General features: G+C 71.2%; 14 protein-coding genes, 1 tRNA gene and 1 other RNA gene. 9 read left to right on the forward strand and 7 right to left on the reverse strand.

Going from position 1 to position 14,618, the window contains the following annotated elements; all coding sequences use genetic code 11:
• Positions 1 to 34: 34 nt before the first annotated feature.
• Positions 35 to 1,372, reverse strand: a complete 1,338-nt coding sequence (locus BJY17_RS07335) for a DUF1254 domain-containing protein (RefSeq protein ID WP_322789775.1) — start codon at positions 1,370 to 1,372, stop codon at positions 35 to 37.
• Positions 1,373 to 1,526: 154 nt separating this feature from the next.
• On the opposite strand from BJY17_RS07335, the gene BJY17_RS07340 reads away from it, so the two are divergent.
• Genes BJY17_RS07340 through BJY17_RS07350 form a run of 3 tightly spaced genes read left to right on the forward strand, consistent with a single transcriptional unit; the run spans position 1,527 to position 4,893 of the window.
• Positions 1,527 to 2,954 (forward strand): flavin-containing monooxygenase, encoded by a 1,428-nt coding sequence (locus tag BJY17_RS07340; RefSeq protein WP_179550782.1) that lies wholly within the window; start codon positions 1,527 to 1,529, stop codon positions 2,952 to 2,954.
• Entirely contained in the window at positions 2,951 to 3,928 is a 978-nt protein-coding gene (locus tag BJY17_RS07345) for a bile acid:sodium symporter family protein (protein WP_179550783.1), read from the forward strand. Before BJY17_RS07340 ends, BJY17_RS07345 begins: the two co-directional genes overlap by 4 nt.
• Positions 3,925 to 4,893: an NAD-dependent epimerase/dehydratase family protein gene (locus BJY17_RS07350; protein WP_179550784.1), complete on the forward strand. Its 969-nt coding sequence runs from the start codon at positions 3,925 to 3,927 to the stop codon at positions 4,891 to 4,893. Before BJY17_RS07345 ends, BJY17_RS07350 begins: the two co-directional genes overlap by 4 nt.
• Positions 4,894 to 4,926: 33 nt before the next feature.
• On the opposite strand, the gene BJY17_RS07355 is transcribed toward BJY17_RS07350, so the two are convergent.
• A complete protein-coding gene (locus BJY17_RS07355) occupies positions 4,927 to 5,499 on the reverse strand; it encodes a uridine kinase family protein (RefSeq protein ID WP_179550785.1) in 573 nt (190 codons plus the stop codon).
• 136 nt (positions 5,500 to 5,635) lie between these two features.
• Here BJY17_RS07355 and ffs point away from each other — a divergent pair.
• From ffs to BJY17_RS07370, 3 genes are all read left to right on the forward strand, one after another.
• An RNA gene (gene ffs / locus BJY17_RS07360) (signal recognition particle sRNA small type) lies at positions 5,636 to 5,732 on the forward strand.
• Positions 5,731 to 5,815: transfer RNA gene (locus tag BJY17_RS07365), tRNA-Ser, on the forward strand. Before ffs ends, BJY17_RS07365 begins: the two co-directional genes overlap by 2 nt.
• Positions 5,816 to 6,096: 281 nt before the next feature.
• Positions 6,097 to 6,573: a hypothetical protein gene (locus BJY17_RS07370; RefSeq protein ID WP_179550786.1), complete on the forward strand. Its 477-nt coding sequence runs from the start codon at positions 6,097 to 6,099 to the stop codon at positions 6,571 to 6,573.
• Here BJY17_RS07370 and BJY17_RS07375 read toward each other — a convergent pair.
• Genes BJY17_RS07375 through BJY17_RS07390 form a run of 4 tightly spaced genes read right to left on the reverse strand, consistent with a single transcriptional unit; the run spans position 6,563 to position 10,159 of the window.
• Positions 6,563 to 7,201, reverse strand: coding sequence for a GNAT family N-acetyltransferase (locus tag BJY17_RS07375; RefSeq protein WP_322789776.1), 639 nt, complete (start codon positions 7,199 to 7,201; stop codon positions 6,563 to 6,565). The genes BJY17_RS07370 and BJY17_RS07375 overlap by 11 nt on opposite strands.
• Positions 7,202 to 7,254: 53 nt before the next feature.
• On the reverse strand, positions 7,255 to 9,117 hold the full coding sequence (locus BJY17_RS07380; protein ID WP_179550788.1) for a helicase HerA-like domain-containing protein: 1,863 nt from the start codon (positions 9,115 to 9,117) through the stop codon (positions 7,255 to 7,257).
• 57 nt (positions 9,118 to 9,174) lie between these two features.
• Positions 9,175 to 9,654 carry a hypothetical protein gene (locus BJY17_RS07385; protein ID WP_179550789.1) on the reverse strand — a complete coding sequence of 160 codons (480 nt, stop codon included), beginning with the start codon at positions 9,652 to 9,654 and terminating at the stop codon, positions 9,175 to 9,177.
• A gap of 49 nt (positions 9,655 to 9,703) precedes the next feature.
• Complete coding sequence (locus tag BJY17_RS07390; RefSeq protein ID WP_179550790.1) at positions 9,704 to 10,159, reverse strand: SRPBCC domain-containing protein; 456 nt, start codon at positions 10,157 to 10,159, stop codon at positions 9,704 to 9,706.
• A 129-nt stretch (positions 10,160 to 10,288) separates the two neighbouring features.
• On the opposite strand from BJY17_RS07390, the gene BJY17_RS07395 reads away from it, so the two are divergent.
• From BJY17_RS07395 to BJY17_RS07405, 3 genes are read left to right on the forward strand one after another with little or no spacing between them, the layout of a single operon-like run.
• Positions 10,289 to 11,227: an AraC family transcriptional regulator gene (locus tag BJY17_RS07395; protein WP_179550791.1), complete on the forward strand. Its 939-nt coding sequence runs from the start codon at positions 10,289 to 10,291 to the stop codon at positions 11,225 to 11,227.
• 48 nt (positions 11,228 to 11,275) lie between these two features.
• Positions 11,276 to 12,511, forward strand: a complete 1,236-nt coding sequence (ligD, locus tag BJY17_RS07400; RefSeq protein ID WP_179550792.1) for a non-homologous end-joining DNA ligase — start codon at positions 11,276 to 11,278, stop codon at positions 12,509 to 12,511.
• Positions 12,508 to 13,362, forward strand: a complete 855-nt coding sequence (locus BJY17_RS07405) for an aminoglycoside phosphotransferase family protein (protein ID WP_218889861.1) — start codon at positions 12,508 to 12,510, stop codon at positions 13,360 to 13,362. The genes ligD and BJY17_RS07405 overlap by 4 nt, the downstream gene beginning before the upstream one ends.
• A gap of 33 nt (positions 13,363 to 13,395) precedes the next feature.
• Here the strand turns inward: BJY17_RS07405 and menC are convergent, their stop codons facing one another.
• Positions 13,396 to 14,616 carry an o-succinylbenzoate synthase gene (gene menC, locus BJY17_RS07410; protein ID WP_179550793.1) on the reverse strand — a complete coding sequence of 407 codons (1,221 nt, stop codon included), beginning with the start codon at positions 14,614 to 14,616 and terminating at the stop codon, positions 13,396 to 13,398.
• Between the last annotated feature and the right edge of the window lie 2 nt (positions 14,617 to 14,618).

Consider the following 14,618-nt stretch of genomic DNA (forward strand, 5'->3'; position numbering starts at 1 on the left):
CCGTGCGGATGACCCCGGCAGCGCTCGAGCGGAACTACGCCGAACGCTCGATCGCGGGCAGCACGTAGCTGCCGTCGATCACGGACTCGTCGGGCATGTACATGCGCAGGAGCGGGCGGAACGCCCCGGTCGGGGCCGGCAGCCAGTTCGCGGCCGCCGCCGGGTCGGCGGGGCGTGCCGCGCTCATCGTGATGGTGATCCCGCCATCGGCGTCGCGCACGACGCCGGCCGTGCGGTCGCCGATCGAGTACCGCTCGATCTCGTTGGCCACGAGGTAGAAGTTCGGCACGCTGTACATCGTGAGCGACCAGAACGCACCGACCGGCGGCGTCGGCGACAGCCGCAGCGTGTACGAGTGCGAGCCGTCGAGCGGCTCGCCCGCCGCGTCGACATAGGTCATGACGTAGGCGGCCTCGTAGGCGTGGTTGCCCCAGAGCCCGCCGAGCGCGCCGGCGGCACGCTGCGCGATGCGCACCTTCGGGTCGGCGATCTTCCACGCGGGGTCGTCGATGGTGCCGACCTCGAAGAAGTCGAGGTTGTAGTCGAAGACGTGGTAGGTCAGCGTCCAGCCGTTCACGACCGGAGCGGCGCCCGAGTGCAGGATCTGATCGAGGAGCGCCCGGCCCTGCATGAAGCCCGCCTCGAGTGCCACCTTCACCTCGTCGTCGAGCGAACCGACGGGCTCCGCCCCGAGGAGCCCGAGCGGGGCGAACGACGCCTGCAGCGCGGCATCCCGCTCGCCCGGCGGGAAGGTCTGCGAGTACACCCGGAGCTTCTCGAAGAAGTCGAGCGCCTCGGTCGGCCCGGCCTCGGCCTCGGGGAGCCCGACGGGCGGCACGAGCGAGCGGCGCAAGGGTGTGAGCGTCGTCGCGTCCTGCAGCGCGTGCACCGCGGGCAGATCGTCGGTGCCGTCGCACGCCCAGCGCCCGACGATGGAGGCGATGCGGGTCGGGAAGCGGATCGCGATCGCATCGCCGGCGTCATCGGCCTCTCCCTCCCAGTCGGGCGGCAGCAGCAGGAAGTCGCGGGCGCCGGTGCCCGTGGCGCGCTTGCCCACGTAGGCGAAGTTGTTCGTCCACGCGTCGACGAACTGCAGCACGTAGTATCGGCCGGCCGTGTCGGGCACGCTCAGCAGCACCGGCCCGACGCTGAGGTCGATCGAAGCCATCGAGTAGACGGTGTCGTTGTTGATCGAGACGAAGGTGTCGTCGGCCGTCGTGAGCGCACGCGCATGGCTGAAGGTGTTGAACGGCGCGGCCGGGTTCGCTCCGATGCCGGTCGTCACGTAGCGGTTCACCTGCTCGAGGTCGAACACGATCGGGAAGCCGTACACGTACGCCTCCGCCGCGAGTTTCGCGAGCCCTGCATCCACTGAGATCCCCCTCATCCGTCGTCATCCCAGCCTATGGTCCGGCCCAGCCGCGCAGCGCGAACGAAACCCGAGCAGTCTTCGCTTATGCTGTTCGGGCACATCGACGTGCCGTGCCGACTCCCCCAGCGGTGCGACCCGAACAGAGACACCCCCTGTGAACAACATCGCCCTCATCGGAGCGGGCCCGTCCGGCCTGGCCGGCGCGCGAGCGCTCAGCCGCGCCGGCATCCCCTTCGACGGATTCGAGGCCGGCCCCGACGTCGGCGGCCTCTGGAACATCGACAACCCGCGCTCGACCATGTACGAGTCGGCGCATCTCATCTCGAGTCGCACGACGACCGAGTTCGCCGAGTTCCCCATGGCCTCGACCGCCGACTACCCGAGCCACCGCGAGCTGCTCGAGTACTTCCGCACCTACGCCGACGCGTTCGGACTGCGCGAGCGGTTCCGCTTCGAGACGCGGGTGACGGATGTCTCGCCGCTGCCGGCTCCCGCGAGCGGCGTGCCCGGCACGCCCGAGCCCGGCGCACCGAGATGGCGGGTCACCGCCGTCACCGCCGACGGCGAGACGATCACGGGCGACTACTCGGGCGTGATCCTCGCCAACGGCACGCTCGCCGAACCCAACGTTCCCGGCTTCGCGGGTTCGTTCGACGGCGAGATCATGCACACGAGCGCGTACAAGTCGGCGAAGGTGTTCGACGGCAGGCGGGTGCTCATCATCGGGGCCGGCAACTCCGGGTGCGACATCGCGGTCGATGCCGTGCACCACGCGGCATCCGTCGACCTGAGCGTGCGACGCGGGTACTACTTCGTGCCCCGCTACCTCTTCGGCCGACCGTCGGACACCCTGAACCAGGGGCGACCGCTGCCGGCGCGCATCAAGCAGTTCATCGACACGCGCGTGCTGCAGGCGTTCACGGGCGACCCGGTGAAGTTCGGGTTCCCGAAGCCCGACTACAAGATCTACGAATCGCACCCGATCGTGAACACGATGGTGCTGAACCACCTCGGCCAGGGCGACCTGCGGGTGGTTCCCGACATCGACCGCTTCGACGGGCGCACGGTGCACTTCTCCGACGGTTCGTCGGCCGACTACGACCTCATCATGCTCGCGACGGGCTACCGCCTCGACTACCCGTTCGTCGGGCGCGAGCACCTGAACTGGGAGGGCGCCTCGCCGTCGCTCTTCATGAACGTCTTCCCGCCCTCGTTCAACGGCCTCTTCGTGCTCGGCATGATCGAGGCGTCGGGCATCGGCTGGCAGGGGCGCTACGAGCAGGCGGAGCTCATCGCCGCCTACCTCGCCGCCGCCGACGACGCCCCCGAGGCCGCAGCGCGGTTCCGGCAGCGAGCGGATGCCCCGTGGCCCGACCTCACCGGCGGCTACGACTACCTCGGCCTCGACCGCATGTCGTACTACGTCAACAAGGACGCGTACCGGCGCACGGTGAAGCGCCTGCTCGGCACGCTGCCCCTGACCTCCGAGCGCGGCCCGCTCCTCCCCCACAGCCTCGTCGCCGCGACCGCGACCGCGACGGCCACCGACTCGAACATCCAGACCGAAAGCGGCACCGCATGAACATCGACGACGTCGTCCTGAACTTCACCCCGGGCTCGCTCATCGCGCTGAACATCGTGCTCGGGCTCATCATGTTCGGCATCGCGCTCGACACCGCGCCCTCCGACTTCACGGCCGTCGCCAAGGCGCCGAAGGCCATGATCATCGCGCTCGCGGCGCAGATCGTCCTGCTGCCGGCTGTGACCTTCGGCTTGACCCTGCTGCTGAACGTGCAGGCGTCGATCGCACTCGGCATGATCCTCGTGGCGTGCTGCCCGCCCGGCAACATCTCGCAGGTGCTGACCTACCGCTCGGGCGGCAACGTGGCGCTCTCGGTCTCGATGACGGCCGTCTCGAACGTGATCTACATCTTCCTGCTGCCGATCAGCCTCGCGTTCTGGGGCGGCCTGCACCCGACCGCGAGCAAGCTCGTGCACGAGGTGAGCCTCGACGGCTGGCAGATGCTCTTCGAGATCTTCCTCATCATCGGCGTGCCGTTCTTCGCCGGTCTCCTGATCCGCGCGAAGCTGCCGCGCTTCGCGGCGAAGGTGCAGCCCTACGCGCGCTGGGTGAGCCTCATCGGCCTCGTCGGCTTCATCGCGGCGGCCCTCATCGGCAACTGGGCGATCTTCATGGCGTTCATCGGGGTCGTGCTGCTCGCGGTGTTCCTGCACGACGCCGTGGCGCTCGGCCTCGGGTACGCGAGCGCCCGCATCGGCGGCCTCGGCGTGCGCGACCGCAAGGCGATCACGTTCGAGGTCGGCATCCGCAACGCGGGCCTCGGGCTCGGCCTCGTCTTCGCCTTCTTCGGCGGTCTCGGCGGCATGGCCGTCGTCGCGGGCTGGTGGGGCATCTGGGACATCATCGCGGGCCTCACGGTTGCGACCCTCTGGGCACGGCACTCCAAGCGAGCGGATGCCGCAACCGCGTCGGCCTCGCCCGAAGCTGCTCGCTCGGAGGGCGCTGCGGCGAGCGAAGCGGGGCCCGCCGCATGAGGCGCGTGCTCGTCACGGGCGGCGCCGGATTCCTCGGGTCGAGCGCAGTGCGCGCGCTCGCGGGGCATCCAGAGGTCGAACTCGTCGTGGCCGGCGACGTGCGCACGCCGTCCAGCGTTCCCGATGGCGTGCTGATCGAGCACTGCGACGTGACGGATGCCGCGAACGTCGCGGCCGTCGTGCGCGACCACCGCATCGACACGATCGTGCACCTCGCCGCGATCGTGAACCCAGGCGGGCTGAGCGAAGACATCGAGTACCGCGTCGACGTCGAGGGCACGCGCAACGTGCTCGACGCCGCCGTCGCGTTCGGCGTGACCCGCATCGTCGTCTCATCGTCGGGCGCCGCCTACGGATACCACGCCGACAACCCCGAGTGGCTCGTCGAGACCGACCGCATCCGCGGCAACGAGGAGTTCAGCTACTCGCGGCACAAGCGCCTCGTCGAGGAGATGCTCGCCGCCTACCGCGTCGCGCATCCCGAGCTCGGGCAGGTGGTGCTCCGCATCGGCACGATCCTCGGGCCATCGGTGGCGAACCAGATCACGGCGCTCTGGGACGGACCCCGCATCCTCGCGATCCGCGGCTCCGACAGCCCGTTCGTCTTCGTCTGGGTCGACGACGTGGTCGGCGCGATCGTGCGCGGCGCTACGGGCGAGGTCACGGGCGCGTTCAACGTCGCGGGCGACGGCCGCATGACGGTCTCGGAGATCGCGGGCACACTCGGCAAGCGCACGGTCACGGTGCCGCCGTCGCTGCTCACGCTGGCGCTCCGCGTCGGTCACGCGGTGAAGCTCACGGTGCACGGCCCCGAGCGGGTCGGGTTCCTGCGCTACCGCCCCGTGCTCGACAACTCGCGCCTGAAGGCCGAGCTGGGATTCACGCCGGCGAAGACGAGCCGCGAGGCGTTCGAGGCCTTCCTCGCTGCGCGGGCGGCCCGCACCGCAGAGGCATCCGCTCGCTGAACCGACCGCGCCCTCGACGGGTTGCGCCCGGACTCAACGGGAGTCGACGATCAGATGCGCCTGGTCACGGGGTCGGAAGCGCTCGGCGAAGTCGCGGTCGTTCGGCACCCAGACCTCGTCCCAGAGACGGGCGTGGCTTCGTCCGAGCGCGTCGTCGCGAGCCTTGCCCCGTTCCGCGGCGGTTGCGAGATCGAGATCCATCCAGATGCGAACATCGAGCAGGTTCACCGTCTCGGGATGGAAGAGCCCGATGAGGTCGACCACGATCACCTCGGCGGTCGGCAGCGGCCTGGGATCCCCGAGACACCCCAGGTTCCAGTCGTACGGGCGGAACGCTCCTCCGCGCCCTTCATGGAACGGCCTGAGCACCTCATCGGCGAGCCGAACGCGCTCGACGCCGTCCCAGTCGCTCGATCGTCGGTGCGAACGCGCCGGATCCAGGAAATCGTCACCGCGGAGACGGACGATGTCGGTGTGCTCGGCCAGGGAACGCGCGAGCGTCGACTTGCCGGCACCGCAGTAGCCCGACACGCCGACGACGATCCGGCGCCCCGCCTCCGCGCGAGCGACCTCGACGAATTCGAGCACGGTGTCGGTGTCGACCATCGATCCACCGTACCGTCGGGGGTTCGGCGGGCGCCGCTCACGGGCGCGCTGAGCAGCGAGCGGCCCGTACCGGAGCGGCATCCGCTCGCTGAACCGGCCGCGGTCAAGACTGCCGTCCGCGCTCGGGTAGACTGTCTCCGGCTCCTCACGTGGCGCCATCCAGGCCAACTCCCCCAGGGCGGAAACGCAGCAAGGGCAACCGGGCTCTGGCGGGTGCGTGAGGAGTCCCCGGGAGGATTCGCCTAGTGGCCTATGGCGCACGCTTGGAAAGCGTGTTGGGTGCAAGCCCTCGGGGGTTCGAATCCCCCATCCTCCGCGGACAGAACGGCCCCGATACGTCGGGGCCGTTCTTCATTTCCGGCCGACATTCCGGCGCCGTCCCGGGCTCGCGACTCGCCCGACCCGACCCGTGTCCTCATTAATGCGGAATGGTGCGAAACCGCAGGGGCGCCCATGATGTGAGAGATGTCAGCGGCTGCGATGGAAACGAGGAGTGGGGACGCAGGGGGCTCCTCCATCGATGCGGCGGCAGTAGGGGGCGAGGGCCTCAGGGTGATCACCCTGAGGCCACGCCGCACTCTCGGACGAAGCGCCGGATTGCCGATCGCCGCGCTCGCCGTGCCGGTGCTCGCCGCCGAGATCTGGCTGCTGGACTCGAGCGAGGCATGGCGTCTCGTCGCGGTGACCGCGGCGGCCGTGCTGGCGGTGATCCTCGTCGCATGGATCGGCTACCGCCGCGCCAACGCCTCGATCAGCCGCTACGGCATCGTCGAGCGCGGTTTCTTCGGCGGGGTCTCGACCGTCGCCGCACGCGACGTCGCCGGGGTGCTGCGCGTGCAGCTCTACCGGGCGAACAGCCTCGACACCACGCAGGAGCTCTTCGTGGTCGAACGCACCGGCAGGGGCGCGTTCCGCATGCGCGGCCGGTTCTGGGACGAACCCACGATGAACAAGGTCGCGGAGACGCTGGGCGTCGAGGAGACCATCGGCTCCGAGCCGATGACGCTCGCGGAGTTGCGCGAGGCGAACCCGCGCCTGCTCTACTGGTTCGAGCGGCGCTCGCTCAGTCGCTGACCGCCGCGCCGGCCTGGCTCGTCGCGATGCCGAGCAACGGCGAGTTCACGCGGCTCGACGGCAGCTCGTGGAATCCGAGCCGGTCGTAGAAGGCCCTGGCGCCGATGTTCGCGGCGTCCATGCCGAGATGCACCGCAGGCACGCCTCGCGCCGCGAGCGCCCCTCGCAACGTGTCGATGAGACGCCGGCCGAACCCCTGCCCCTGCAGCTCGGGCAGCAGGTCGATGTGCAGGTGCGCCGGGTACTCGGCGAGCTCGTCGATGAGCATGCGTTCGGGCGCGGTGCCCGCCTCGAGCAGCTGCGCCTCGGTGAAGTCCGGTTCGCGGCCCGTGGGGGCACCCGGCGACGGATGCCGCGCGGCGAACCCCGGCGCCCACTCCCGTCTCCACCACTCGACGAAGGCGGCCGTGTCGGCCACCCCGATCACGTAGCCGAGCACCCGCTCCCCGTCTGCGACGACGAACGCGAGCTCGGGCGCGTACTCGACGTAGGGCAGCGCGAACACCTCGGGCATGAGTGCGTCGTCGGAGTAGACCCCCGTGGCGTCGCCGCCCGCGGCCGCCGTCAGCAGGCAGATCCGGGCGACCTGCTCGCGGTCGGCGGGGCGGTACGGGCGGATCTCTGGCACGCGTCCATCCTCCCGCATGACGCCGACGCGACCGGTGAACCCGTGAGGCGCGCTCAGCGGCGCTTGGCCATGCCGAAGATGCCGGTGATGACGCTCGTCAGCACGTTCTGCGTGGTCTTCGAGCCGAGTACCTGCTCGAGCGCCGACTTCTCCTTCGATCGCGAGGAGCGCGACCGCGAGGTCGTCGAGGTCCGCTTCATGAGCCGGTCGTACTCGGCCTGCGCCTTCCGGTCGGCCTTCGCGGCGTCCGCCTGGATCTTCGCCTGCATCTTCTCGAACTCGGCGTCGGCCTTCGCCTTCGCGACGGCCGCCTGCTCGGCGTCGACCTTGGCCGCGGCATCCGCGAGCTTCTTGGTGAGGATCTCGTGCGCCGACTCCCGGTCGATGCCGGTGCCGTACTTCGCCATGAGCGGCGACGCGGTGACGGCCGCGTCGATCGCGGTATCGGGCGACGGCGACATCGACGCCTGCGGGGCCCGCAGCCGCGTCCAGGCGACGGGGCTCGGTGCGCCCTTCTCGTTCATGACGGTGACGATCGCCTCGCCCGTTCCGAGCTGGGTGAGCGCCTCCTCGAGGTCGTAGCCCGACTTCGGGTACGTCGACACCGTCGCACGCAGCGCCTTCGCGTCGTCGGGCGTGAAGGCGCGCAACTGGTGCTGCACGCGCGAGCCGAGCTGGGCGAGCACGTCGGCCGGCACGTCCTTCGGCGTCTGCGTCACGAAGAAGACGCCGACGCCCTTCGAACGGATGAGTCGCACGGTCTGCGTGATCTGCGCGAGGAAGTCCTTCGAGGCATCGTTGAAGAGCAGGTGCGCCTCGTCGAAGAAGAAGACGAGCTTCGGCTGGTCGAGGTCGCCGACCTCGGGCAGATCGGTGAAGAGGTCGGCGAGCAGCCACATGAGGAACGTGGAGTAGAGCGCCGGCTTGTCGGCGACGCCCGGCACCTCGAGCAGGCTGATGACGCCGCGGCCGTCGGCGGCCACGCGCAGGAACTCGGCCGTGTCGATCTCGGGTTCGCCGAAGAAGACGTCGGCGCCCTGGTCGGCGAAGGTGATGAGTTCCCGCAGGATCACGCCGACGGTCGCCTTCGACAGGCCGCCGAGCCCCTCGAGCTCGGGCTTGCCCTCGTCGCTCACGAGGTAGGCGAGCACCGCCCGCAGGTCTTCGAGGTCGAGCAGTGCGAGGCCGTGCTCGTTCGCGTAGTGGAAGACGAGGCCGAGGCTCGACTCCTGCGTCTCGTTGAGGCCGAGCGCCTTCGAGAGCAGCAGCGGGCCGAAGCCCGAGATCGTCGCCCGGATGGGCACGCCGCGGCCGACGCCGCCGAGCGAGTAGAACTCGGTCGGGAAGCTCGCGGGGCTCCACCGCTGGCCGATGCCCTCGGTGCGCGCCAGCAGCTTCTCGTTGCCCTCGCCCGGTGTCGCGACGCCCGAGAGGTCGCCCTTGATGTCGGCGGCGAAGACGGCCACGCCATGGGCCGAGAGCTGCTCGGCGAGCACCTGCAGCGTGCGGGTCTTGCCGGTGCCGGTCGCACCGGCGACGAGCCCGTGCCGGTTCGTCATCGCGAGCGGAATGCGCACCGGCACGTCGGGCAGCGCCTCGCCGTTGACGAGTGCGCCGATCTCGAGGGCGGCGCCGTCCAGCTCGTAACCGGCTCGGATCGCATCGACCTGGGCCTGGTCGAGCGGGCCGGATGCGTCGGAGGCGGGCGCCGCAGGCGCGGGCTCGGGCGCCGGGCTGGCCACGGCGGGCGCCGCGGCATCCGTCGCCGTCGTCGCAGCCTCGGCCGCGGCCTTCGCGAGTGCCGCGGCCTCCTCCGCCTTGCGCATCGCCTCCTCGGCCTGCGCCTGCAGCGCCTTCGCCGCTTCGGCGGCCGCAGCGGCCGCCTCCTGAGCCTGCTTCACCGCGTCGTCAGCCATGCTGCGATCCTACGGCTCGCGCCGCCGGGGAACTCGGCAGCGCACCACGCCGACGCGCTACGTCAACCGGATCGTCGGGCGCAGGCGCTCGGGCTTCACGATGCCGAGGCGGGTCATCTGCGCCGCGGAGTTCAGGTAGAGGAGACAGAGCACGCCCGATTGCACGGTCAGTCCGAGCCAGCCGAAGGCCGCCCCATTCGCCGCTACGGCTCCCACGCTCTCGCCGACGACGCAGACCAGGCTGAATGCCGCGAGCGCGCCGAAGACGACGCCGAGCCGACGGCTGAGCGGTCGCCACCCGGTCATGCGCCACCACGCCCGCGGCGGGTCGATCGGTTCGCCCCGCCCACGGAAGATCCGCACCGCGATCACGAAGGCGACGATGTCGAGGATCAGGCTGACGATGCCGATGACGATCTCCGCCGCGTCGAGCCGGCGGAGCAGGTCGGCGAGCGCGTATCCCACGATCCACGCGACGACGATGTAGAGCACCTTGAGCTCCCAGCGCACGATCCGAAACGCGGGTTCTCGCCCCATGGTGCCTCCTTCGCCGACCAGTGGTGGCATCAACCTACTCCGCGCGGGGTCACGAGGGGAACGGCAACGCCCTGCCGGTCTCGACCCACGACTTGAAGCTCGAGAGCACGAGCGGCCAGGTGTCGGAGGTCTCGGCTTCGGCGGGGTGGCCCTCGCTCCATTCGTCGTTCGTGAAGGTGAGCTTCGTCAGCGACTCCCCCGCCGGTTCGAGGCGCCAGGTCATGCGGCTGCGGAGCTCCGCGTGGTTCTCCCGGTAGGTGGGCCCTGGGTGCTCGGTGAGCTGCAGGATCGCGCTCGGCTCCGCCTGCAGCACCTCGCCGTAGACGTGCACGGTCTCGTCGCCGTCCTGCCCCGGCCCGACGTACTCGTAGCGAGCGCCGGGCACGAGCTCGCCCTGCAGCGCCGAGCCCCACATCACGGCCCGGCTGCCCTCCTCGCCGGTGATCGCGTCCCAGACGCGGGCGGGGTCTGCAGCGACGAACAGGGTCATCTCGAAATCGGGCATGGTGTCCTCCTGTGGTGGTTTCCGGTGGTCGGCATCGACGCTACGGATGCCCCGGCACCTGCGTCTTGCACAAACGCGACGCGCCGTCCGGCCACGGGCGACGTCGGTGGGGCTCGCCAGACTGGGCCCATGCAGACGGGTGAGAACTACTGGCGTTCGCGTGCCGGCGCCGCAGTGAAGGGCGTGCTCGCCGGTCGACCGGGCGAACCCGGCATCGCGCCGCTCGCGGGCCGCGCCGCCGAACAGGCCGACTCGATCGAGGCCCCGGTGCGCCTCACCCGCCACGCCGTGAGCGCCGACCTCGAGGGTCTCGCGCGCCACATCTGGATTCCCCGCTGGCGGCTGCCGTCGGGCATCGTCGTCGAGCAGGGCGTGCTCGACTACCCGTCGGCGAACCTCGTCGTCGAGCCGCACGCGGCAGCCCTCTACGGACCCGAGCTCGGGCGCAGCCGCCAGCGCCTCGAGGGCGAGGGCTGGGCGTTCGGCGTGCTGCTGCAACCCGGCGTCGCACACCGCCTCGCGCCCGGCCCCGTTCGCGAGATCGTCGGCTCGTCGGTCCCACTCGATGCGCTGCGGGCGACGGATGCCGCCGGCTTCGCCGAGCACGTGCGCGCAGCGGTCGGGGCGGGCGACGAGGCATCCGCGATCGCCGGCTTCGAAGCGTGGCTCCGCACCCAGCGCATCGAGCTCGACGACGATGCCGCGCTCCTGCGGCAGGTCGTGGAGCTCGCCGAGACCGACCGCACGATCGTGCGCGCCGAGTCGCTCGCCGCGGCGGCGGGGCTCAGCCTCCGCGCACTCGAACGGCTCGTTCGCGGCCGACTCGGCCTCACTCCGAAGTGGCTCATCGGGCGCTACCGCATGCAGGAGGCCTCGCAGGCGCTCGCAGCGGCCGAGCCGCCGTCGCTGGCCGAGCTCGCCGCCGACCTCGGCTTCTCCGATCAGGCGCACTTCACGCGCCAGTTCCGGGCCGTGATCGGCGAGACCCCGCGCCGATACGCTCTCGCGGCTGCGGCAACGGCATCGGAAACGGCCGAGTCGTCGACGGCAGCCGTGCCATCCGGCTGACGTGAACACCCCTCCCCTTCGTGGGCGCCGCGCCCTAGTGTGGAGAGCGTGAGCCCCAAGGCGTCGACGGCCGAGGTGCTGCAGATCGACGACCGCGAGGTGCGCATCAGCAGCCCCGACAAGGTGGTGTTCCCCGAGGCGGGGCTGACGAAGCTCGACGTCGTGCGGTACTACCTCGCCGTCGCCGAAGGGGCGCTGCGAGGCGCCGGCGGTCGGCCGATGGTGCTGAAGCGGTTCGTGAAGGGCATCGACCAGGAGGCGTTCTTCCAGAAGCGCGCCCCCGAGAAACGGCCCGACTGGATCGAGACGGCGACACTGCACTACGCCTCGGGCAACTCGGCCGAAGAGGTCGTGATCCGCGACGCCGCAGCGCTCGCCTGGGTCGTGAACCTCGGTTGCCTCGACCTCAACCCCCACCCGGTGCGAGCCGAGGACCTCGACCATCCCGACGAACTGCGCGTCGACCTCGACCCCATGCCGGGCGTCGAGTGGGCGCAGATCATCGACGTCGCGATGGTCGCCCGCGAAGTGCTCGCCGACCACGGGCTCGTCGGCTGGCCCAAGACCTCGGGCTCCCGCGGCCTGCACATCAACGTGCGCATCGAACCCCGGTGGGACTACCGCGAGGTGCGGCTCGCGGCCGAGACCCTCGCGCGCGAGGTCGAGAACCGGGCTCCCGGCATGGCCTCGGCGAGGTGGTGGAAGGAGGAGCGGGGCGAGAGCGTCTTCGTCGACTTCAACCAGAACGCCAAGGATCGCACCGTCGCCTCGGCGTACTCCATCCGGCCGCTGCCCGACGCGCGGGTGTCGACGCCGCTCGACTGGAGCGAGGTGCGGGGCAGCCACCCCGAGCGATTCACCGTGGCGAGCGTGCTCGAGCGATTCGCCGAGCGGGGCGACCCCGCAGCCGGCATCGACGACGCCGTCGGCAGCCTCGACGGGCTGCTCGCCCTCGCCGAGGAGCTCGGCCCGGCCGAGAAGCCGCCGAAGTCCTCCGACGGCTCCGGACGTCGAGCGTCGACGATGCCCCTCATCGAGATCGCCCGCGCCGAGACGAAGCCCGAGGCGCTCGAGGGGCTCGAACGCTGGAAGGCGAGGCACCCCGAGGTCGTCGCGCTCCTCCACCCCGCCGACGTGCTCGTCGACGGCATGCGCGGGAGCTCCTCGCTCTGGTACCGCATCCGGGTGAACCTGCAGCACGTGCCGGAGGCGCAGCGGCCCGAGCAGGAGCCGCTCGAGGTCGACTACGACCCGTGGGCCGGCAGGGAGTGGAACCGCCCGTGAGCGACCTCGGCCCGGTGAACCCCGGATTCGCCGGCGATGCCGCATGGCTGCGGCGCTGGCACCTGCGCCCCGACGGCGACCCCATGACGACGGCGTCGAGCCGGCTCATCCCCGTGCGAACGAGCGACGGGGCGCCGGCGATGCTGAAGCTCGCGCACATCGACGAGGAGGAGCGCGGCGCCGAGCTCCTCGTCGCCCTCGACGGCCACGGTGCCGCGAAGGTGATCGCCCATCGCGATGAAGCGCTGCTCCTCGAGCGCGCGACGGGAACCCGCGACCTCGTGCGGATGGTGGCCGAGGGCCGCGACGACGAGGCGAGCCGCACGATCTGCGCAGCGGCCGGCCGCATCCACGGGGCATCCGCTCTCGTGCTCGAACGCCCCGACCCGCCCGAACTCGTCGACCTGCCGACCTGGTTCCGAGAGCTCTTCGCGGCGGCCGACGGCCTCGGCGCGCAGCACCGTCGCGGCGCCGACATCGCCGCCGCCCTCCTCGACGACCCGCGCGACCCGGTCGTGCTGCACGGCGACCTACACCACGGCAACGTGCTCGACTTCGGCGAGCGCGGCTGGCTCGCGATCGACCCGAAGGGACTCGTCGGCGAAGCCGGCTTCGACTACTGCAACCTGCTCTGCAACCCCTCGCCCGAGCGGGCGCTTCGCCCCGGCCGGCTCGAACGCCAGTTCGGCGTCGTCGCCGAGGAGAGCGGCATCGAGCGGTCCCGGCTCGCGCAGTGGCTCGTCGCGTGGTGCGCGCTCTCGTCGACCTGGTTCGCGCTCGACGACGACCCCGGTCGGGCGGAATCCGCCGCGGCGATCGGCGAGCGCGCAGCCGCGCTCCTCACCGTCTGACCCCCCTCCCCGGCAAACGTCGGAGGGGGTGCGTCAGCGGCGCGCGAGCACGACCGCTTCCGCACTCGCCCACTCGCGCACGAGCTCCTCGCGCACCGCGACACCGGTGCCGGGGCCACCCGGTACCCGCAACTGCCCGCTGTGCTCGCCCGTGCCGAGCACGAACGGCTCCGTGACGTCGTCGGCGTAGTACCGCGACGACGCGGAGGTGTCGCCCGGCAGCACGAAGCCGGGCAGGGCTGCGAGGGCGACGTTCGCCGCGCGGCCGATGCCGGTCTCGAGCATGCCGCCGCACCACACCGGCACGTCGAGGGCACGGCACGCGTCGTGCACGCGCAGCGCCTCGAGGTACCCGCCCATGCGCCCCGGCTTGATGTTGACGACCGAGGTCGCGCCGCGTTCGATCGCGTCCACCGCCGTCGCGGCGTCGAGGATCGACTCGTCGAGGCAGACCGGCGTCTCGCACGCACTCGCGAGCAGCGCATGCGTCGCGAGGTCCTCCTCGGCGAACGGCTGCTCGATGAGCAGCAGCCCGAACGGGTCGAGGCTCGCGAGCAAGGGGATGTCGTCGGCGGTGTACGCCGTGTTCGCGTCGACCTGCAGCAGGCCGCCCGGCCCCATGAGTTCGCGCACCGCGGCGACGGGCACGAGGTCCCAGCCGGGCTTGATCTTCAGCTTGATGCGCCGGTAGCCCTCTTCGAGGTAGCCGGTGACCTCGTCGAGCAGCTCCTCGAGCGTCGGGGAGATGCCGACCGAGACGCCGCAGTCGACCCAGTCGCGCACCGCGCCGAACGCCTCGCCCATCGACCGCCCCTGGGCACGCAGCTCGGCGTCGAGCACGGCCGCCTCGATGGCGCCCTTCGCCATGCGGTGACCCGAGACGAAGGCGAGCGCCGGCGCGACGGATGCCGCGAGCGGCACGCCGACCGCGCGGGCATCGCCCGCGGGCTCAGCGTGCGCCGCTCCGGCCGCCGGTGCGTCGAGCAGCGCCGGCGCGAGATAGCGCTCGATGACGGATGCCGCGCCGCCGACGTACTCCGAGGAGTAGAACGGATCACGGCCCGCCACGCACTCGCCCCAGCCGTCGCCCGCGTCGGTGCGAACCCGCACGAGCAGCGCCTCGCGCACGGTCTCCCGGCCGAAGCTCGTCTCGAAGGGGCGCACGAGCGGCACCTCGATGCGACGCAGCTCGATCGCCTCGATGCGCGGTGTCGGGGGCGACTGCGCGGCCGGCGTGGTCGATGTTCCGGTCATGG

The sequence above is a fragment of the Agromyces hippuratus genome, assembly GCF_013410355.1.
Lineage (GTDB): Bacteria > Actinomycetota > Actinomycetes > Actinomycetales > Microbacteriaceae > Agromyces > Agromyces hippuratus.

Coding starts and splice junctions, on each gene's coding strand:
- BJY17_RS07345 (WP_179550783.1), top strand. CDS start 2,951: ATGAACATCGACGACGTCGTCCTGAACTTCACCCCGGGCTCGCTCATC.
- BJY17_RS07355 (WP_179550785.1), bottom strand. CDS start 5,499: ATGGTCGACACCGACACCGTGCTCGAATTCGTCGAGGTCGCTCGCGCG.
- BJY17_RS07350 (WP_179550784.1), top strand. CDS start 3,925: ATGAGGCGCGTGCTCGTCACGGGCGGCGCCGGATTCCTCGGGTCGAGC.
- menC (WP_179550793.1), bottom strand. CDS start 14,616: ATGACCGGAACATCGACCACGCCGGCCGCGCAGTCGCCCCCGACACCG.
- BJY17_RS07390 (WP_179550790.1), bottom strand. CDS start 10,159: ATGCCCGATTTCGAGATGACCCTGTTCGTCGCTGCAGACCCCGCCCGC.
- BJY17_RS07395 (WP_179550791.1), top strand. CDS start 10,289: ATGCAGACGGGTGAGAACTACTGGCGTTCGCGTGCCGGCGCCGCAGTG.
- BJY17_RS07385 (WP_179550789.1), bottom strand. CDS start 9,654: ATGGGGCGAGAACCCGCGTTTCGGATCGTGCGCTGGGAGCTCAAGGTG.
- BJY17_RS07380 (WP_179550788.1), bottom strand. CDS start 9,117: ATGGCTGACGACGCGGTGAAGCAGGCTCAGGAGGCGGCCGCTGCGGCC.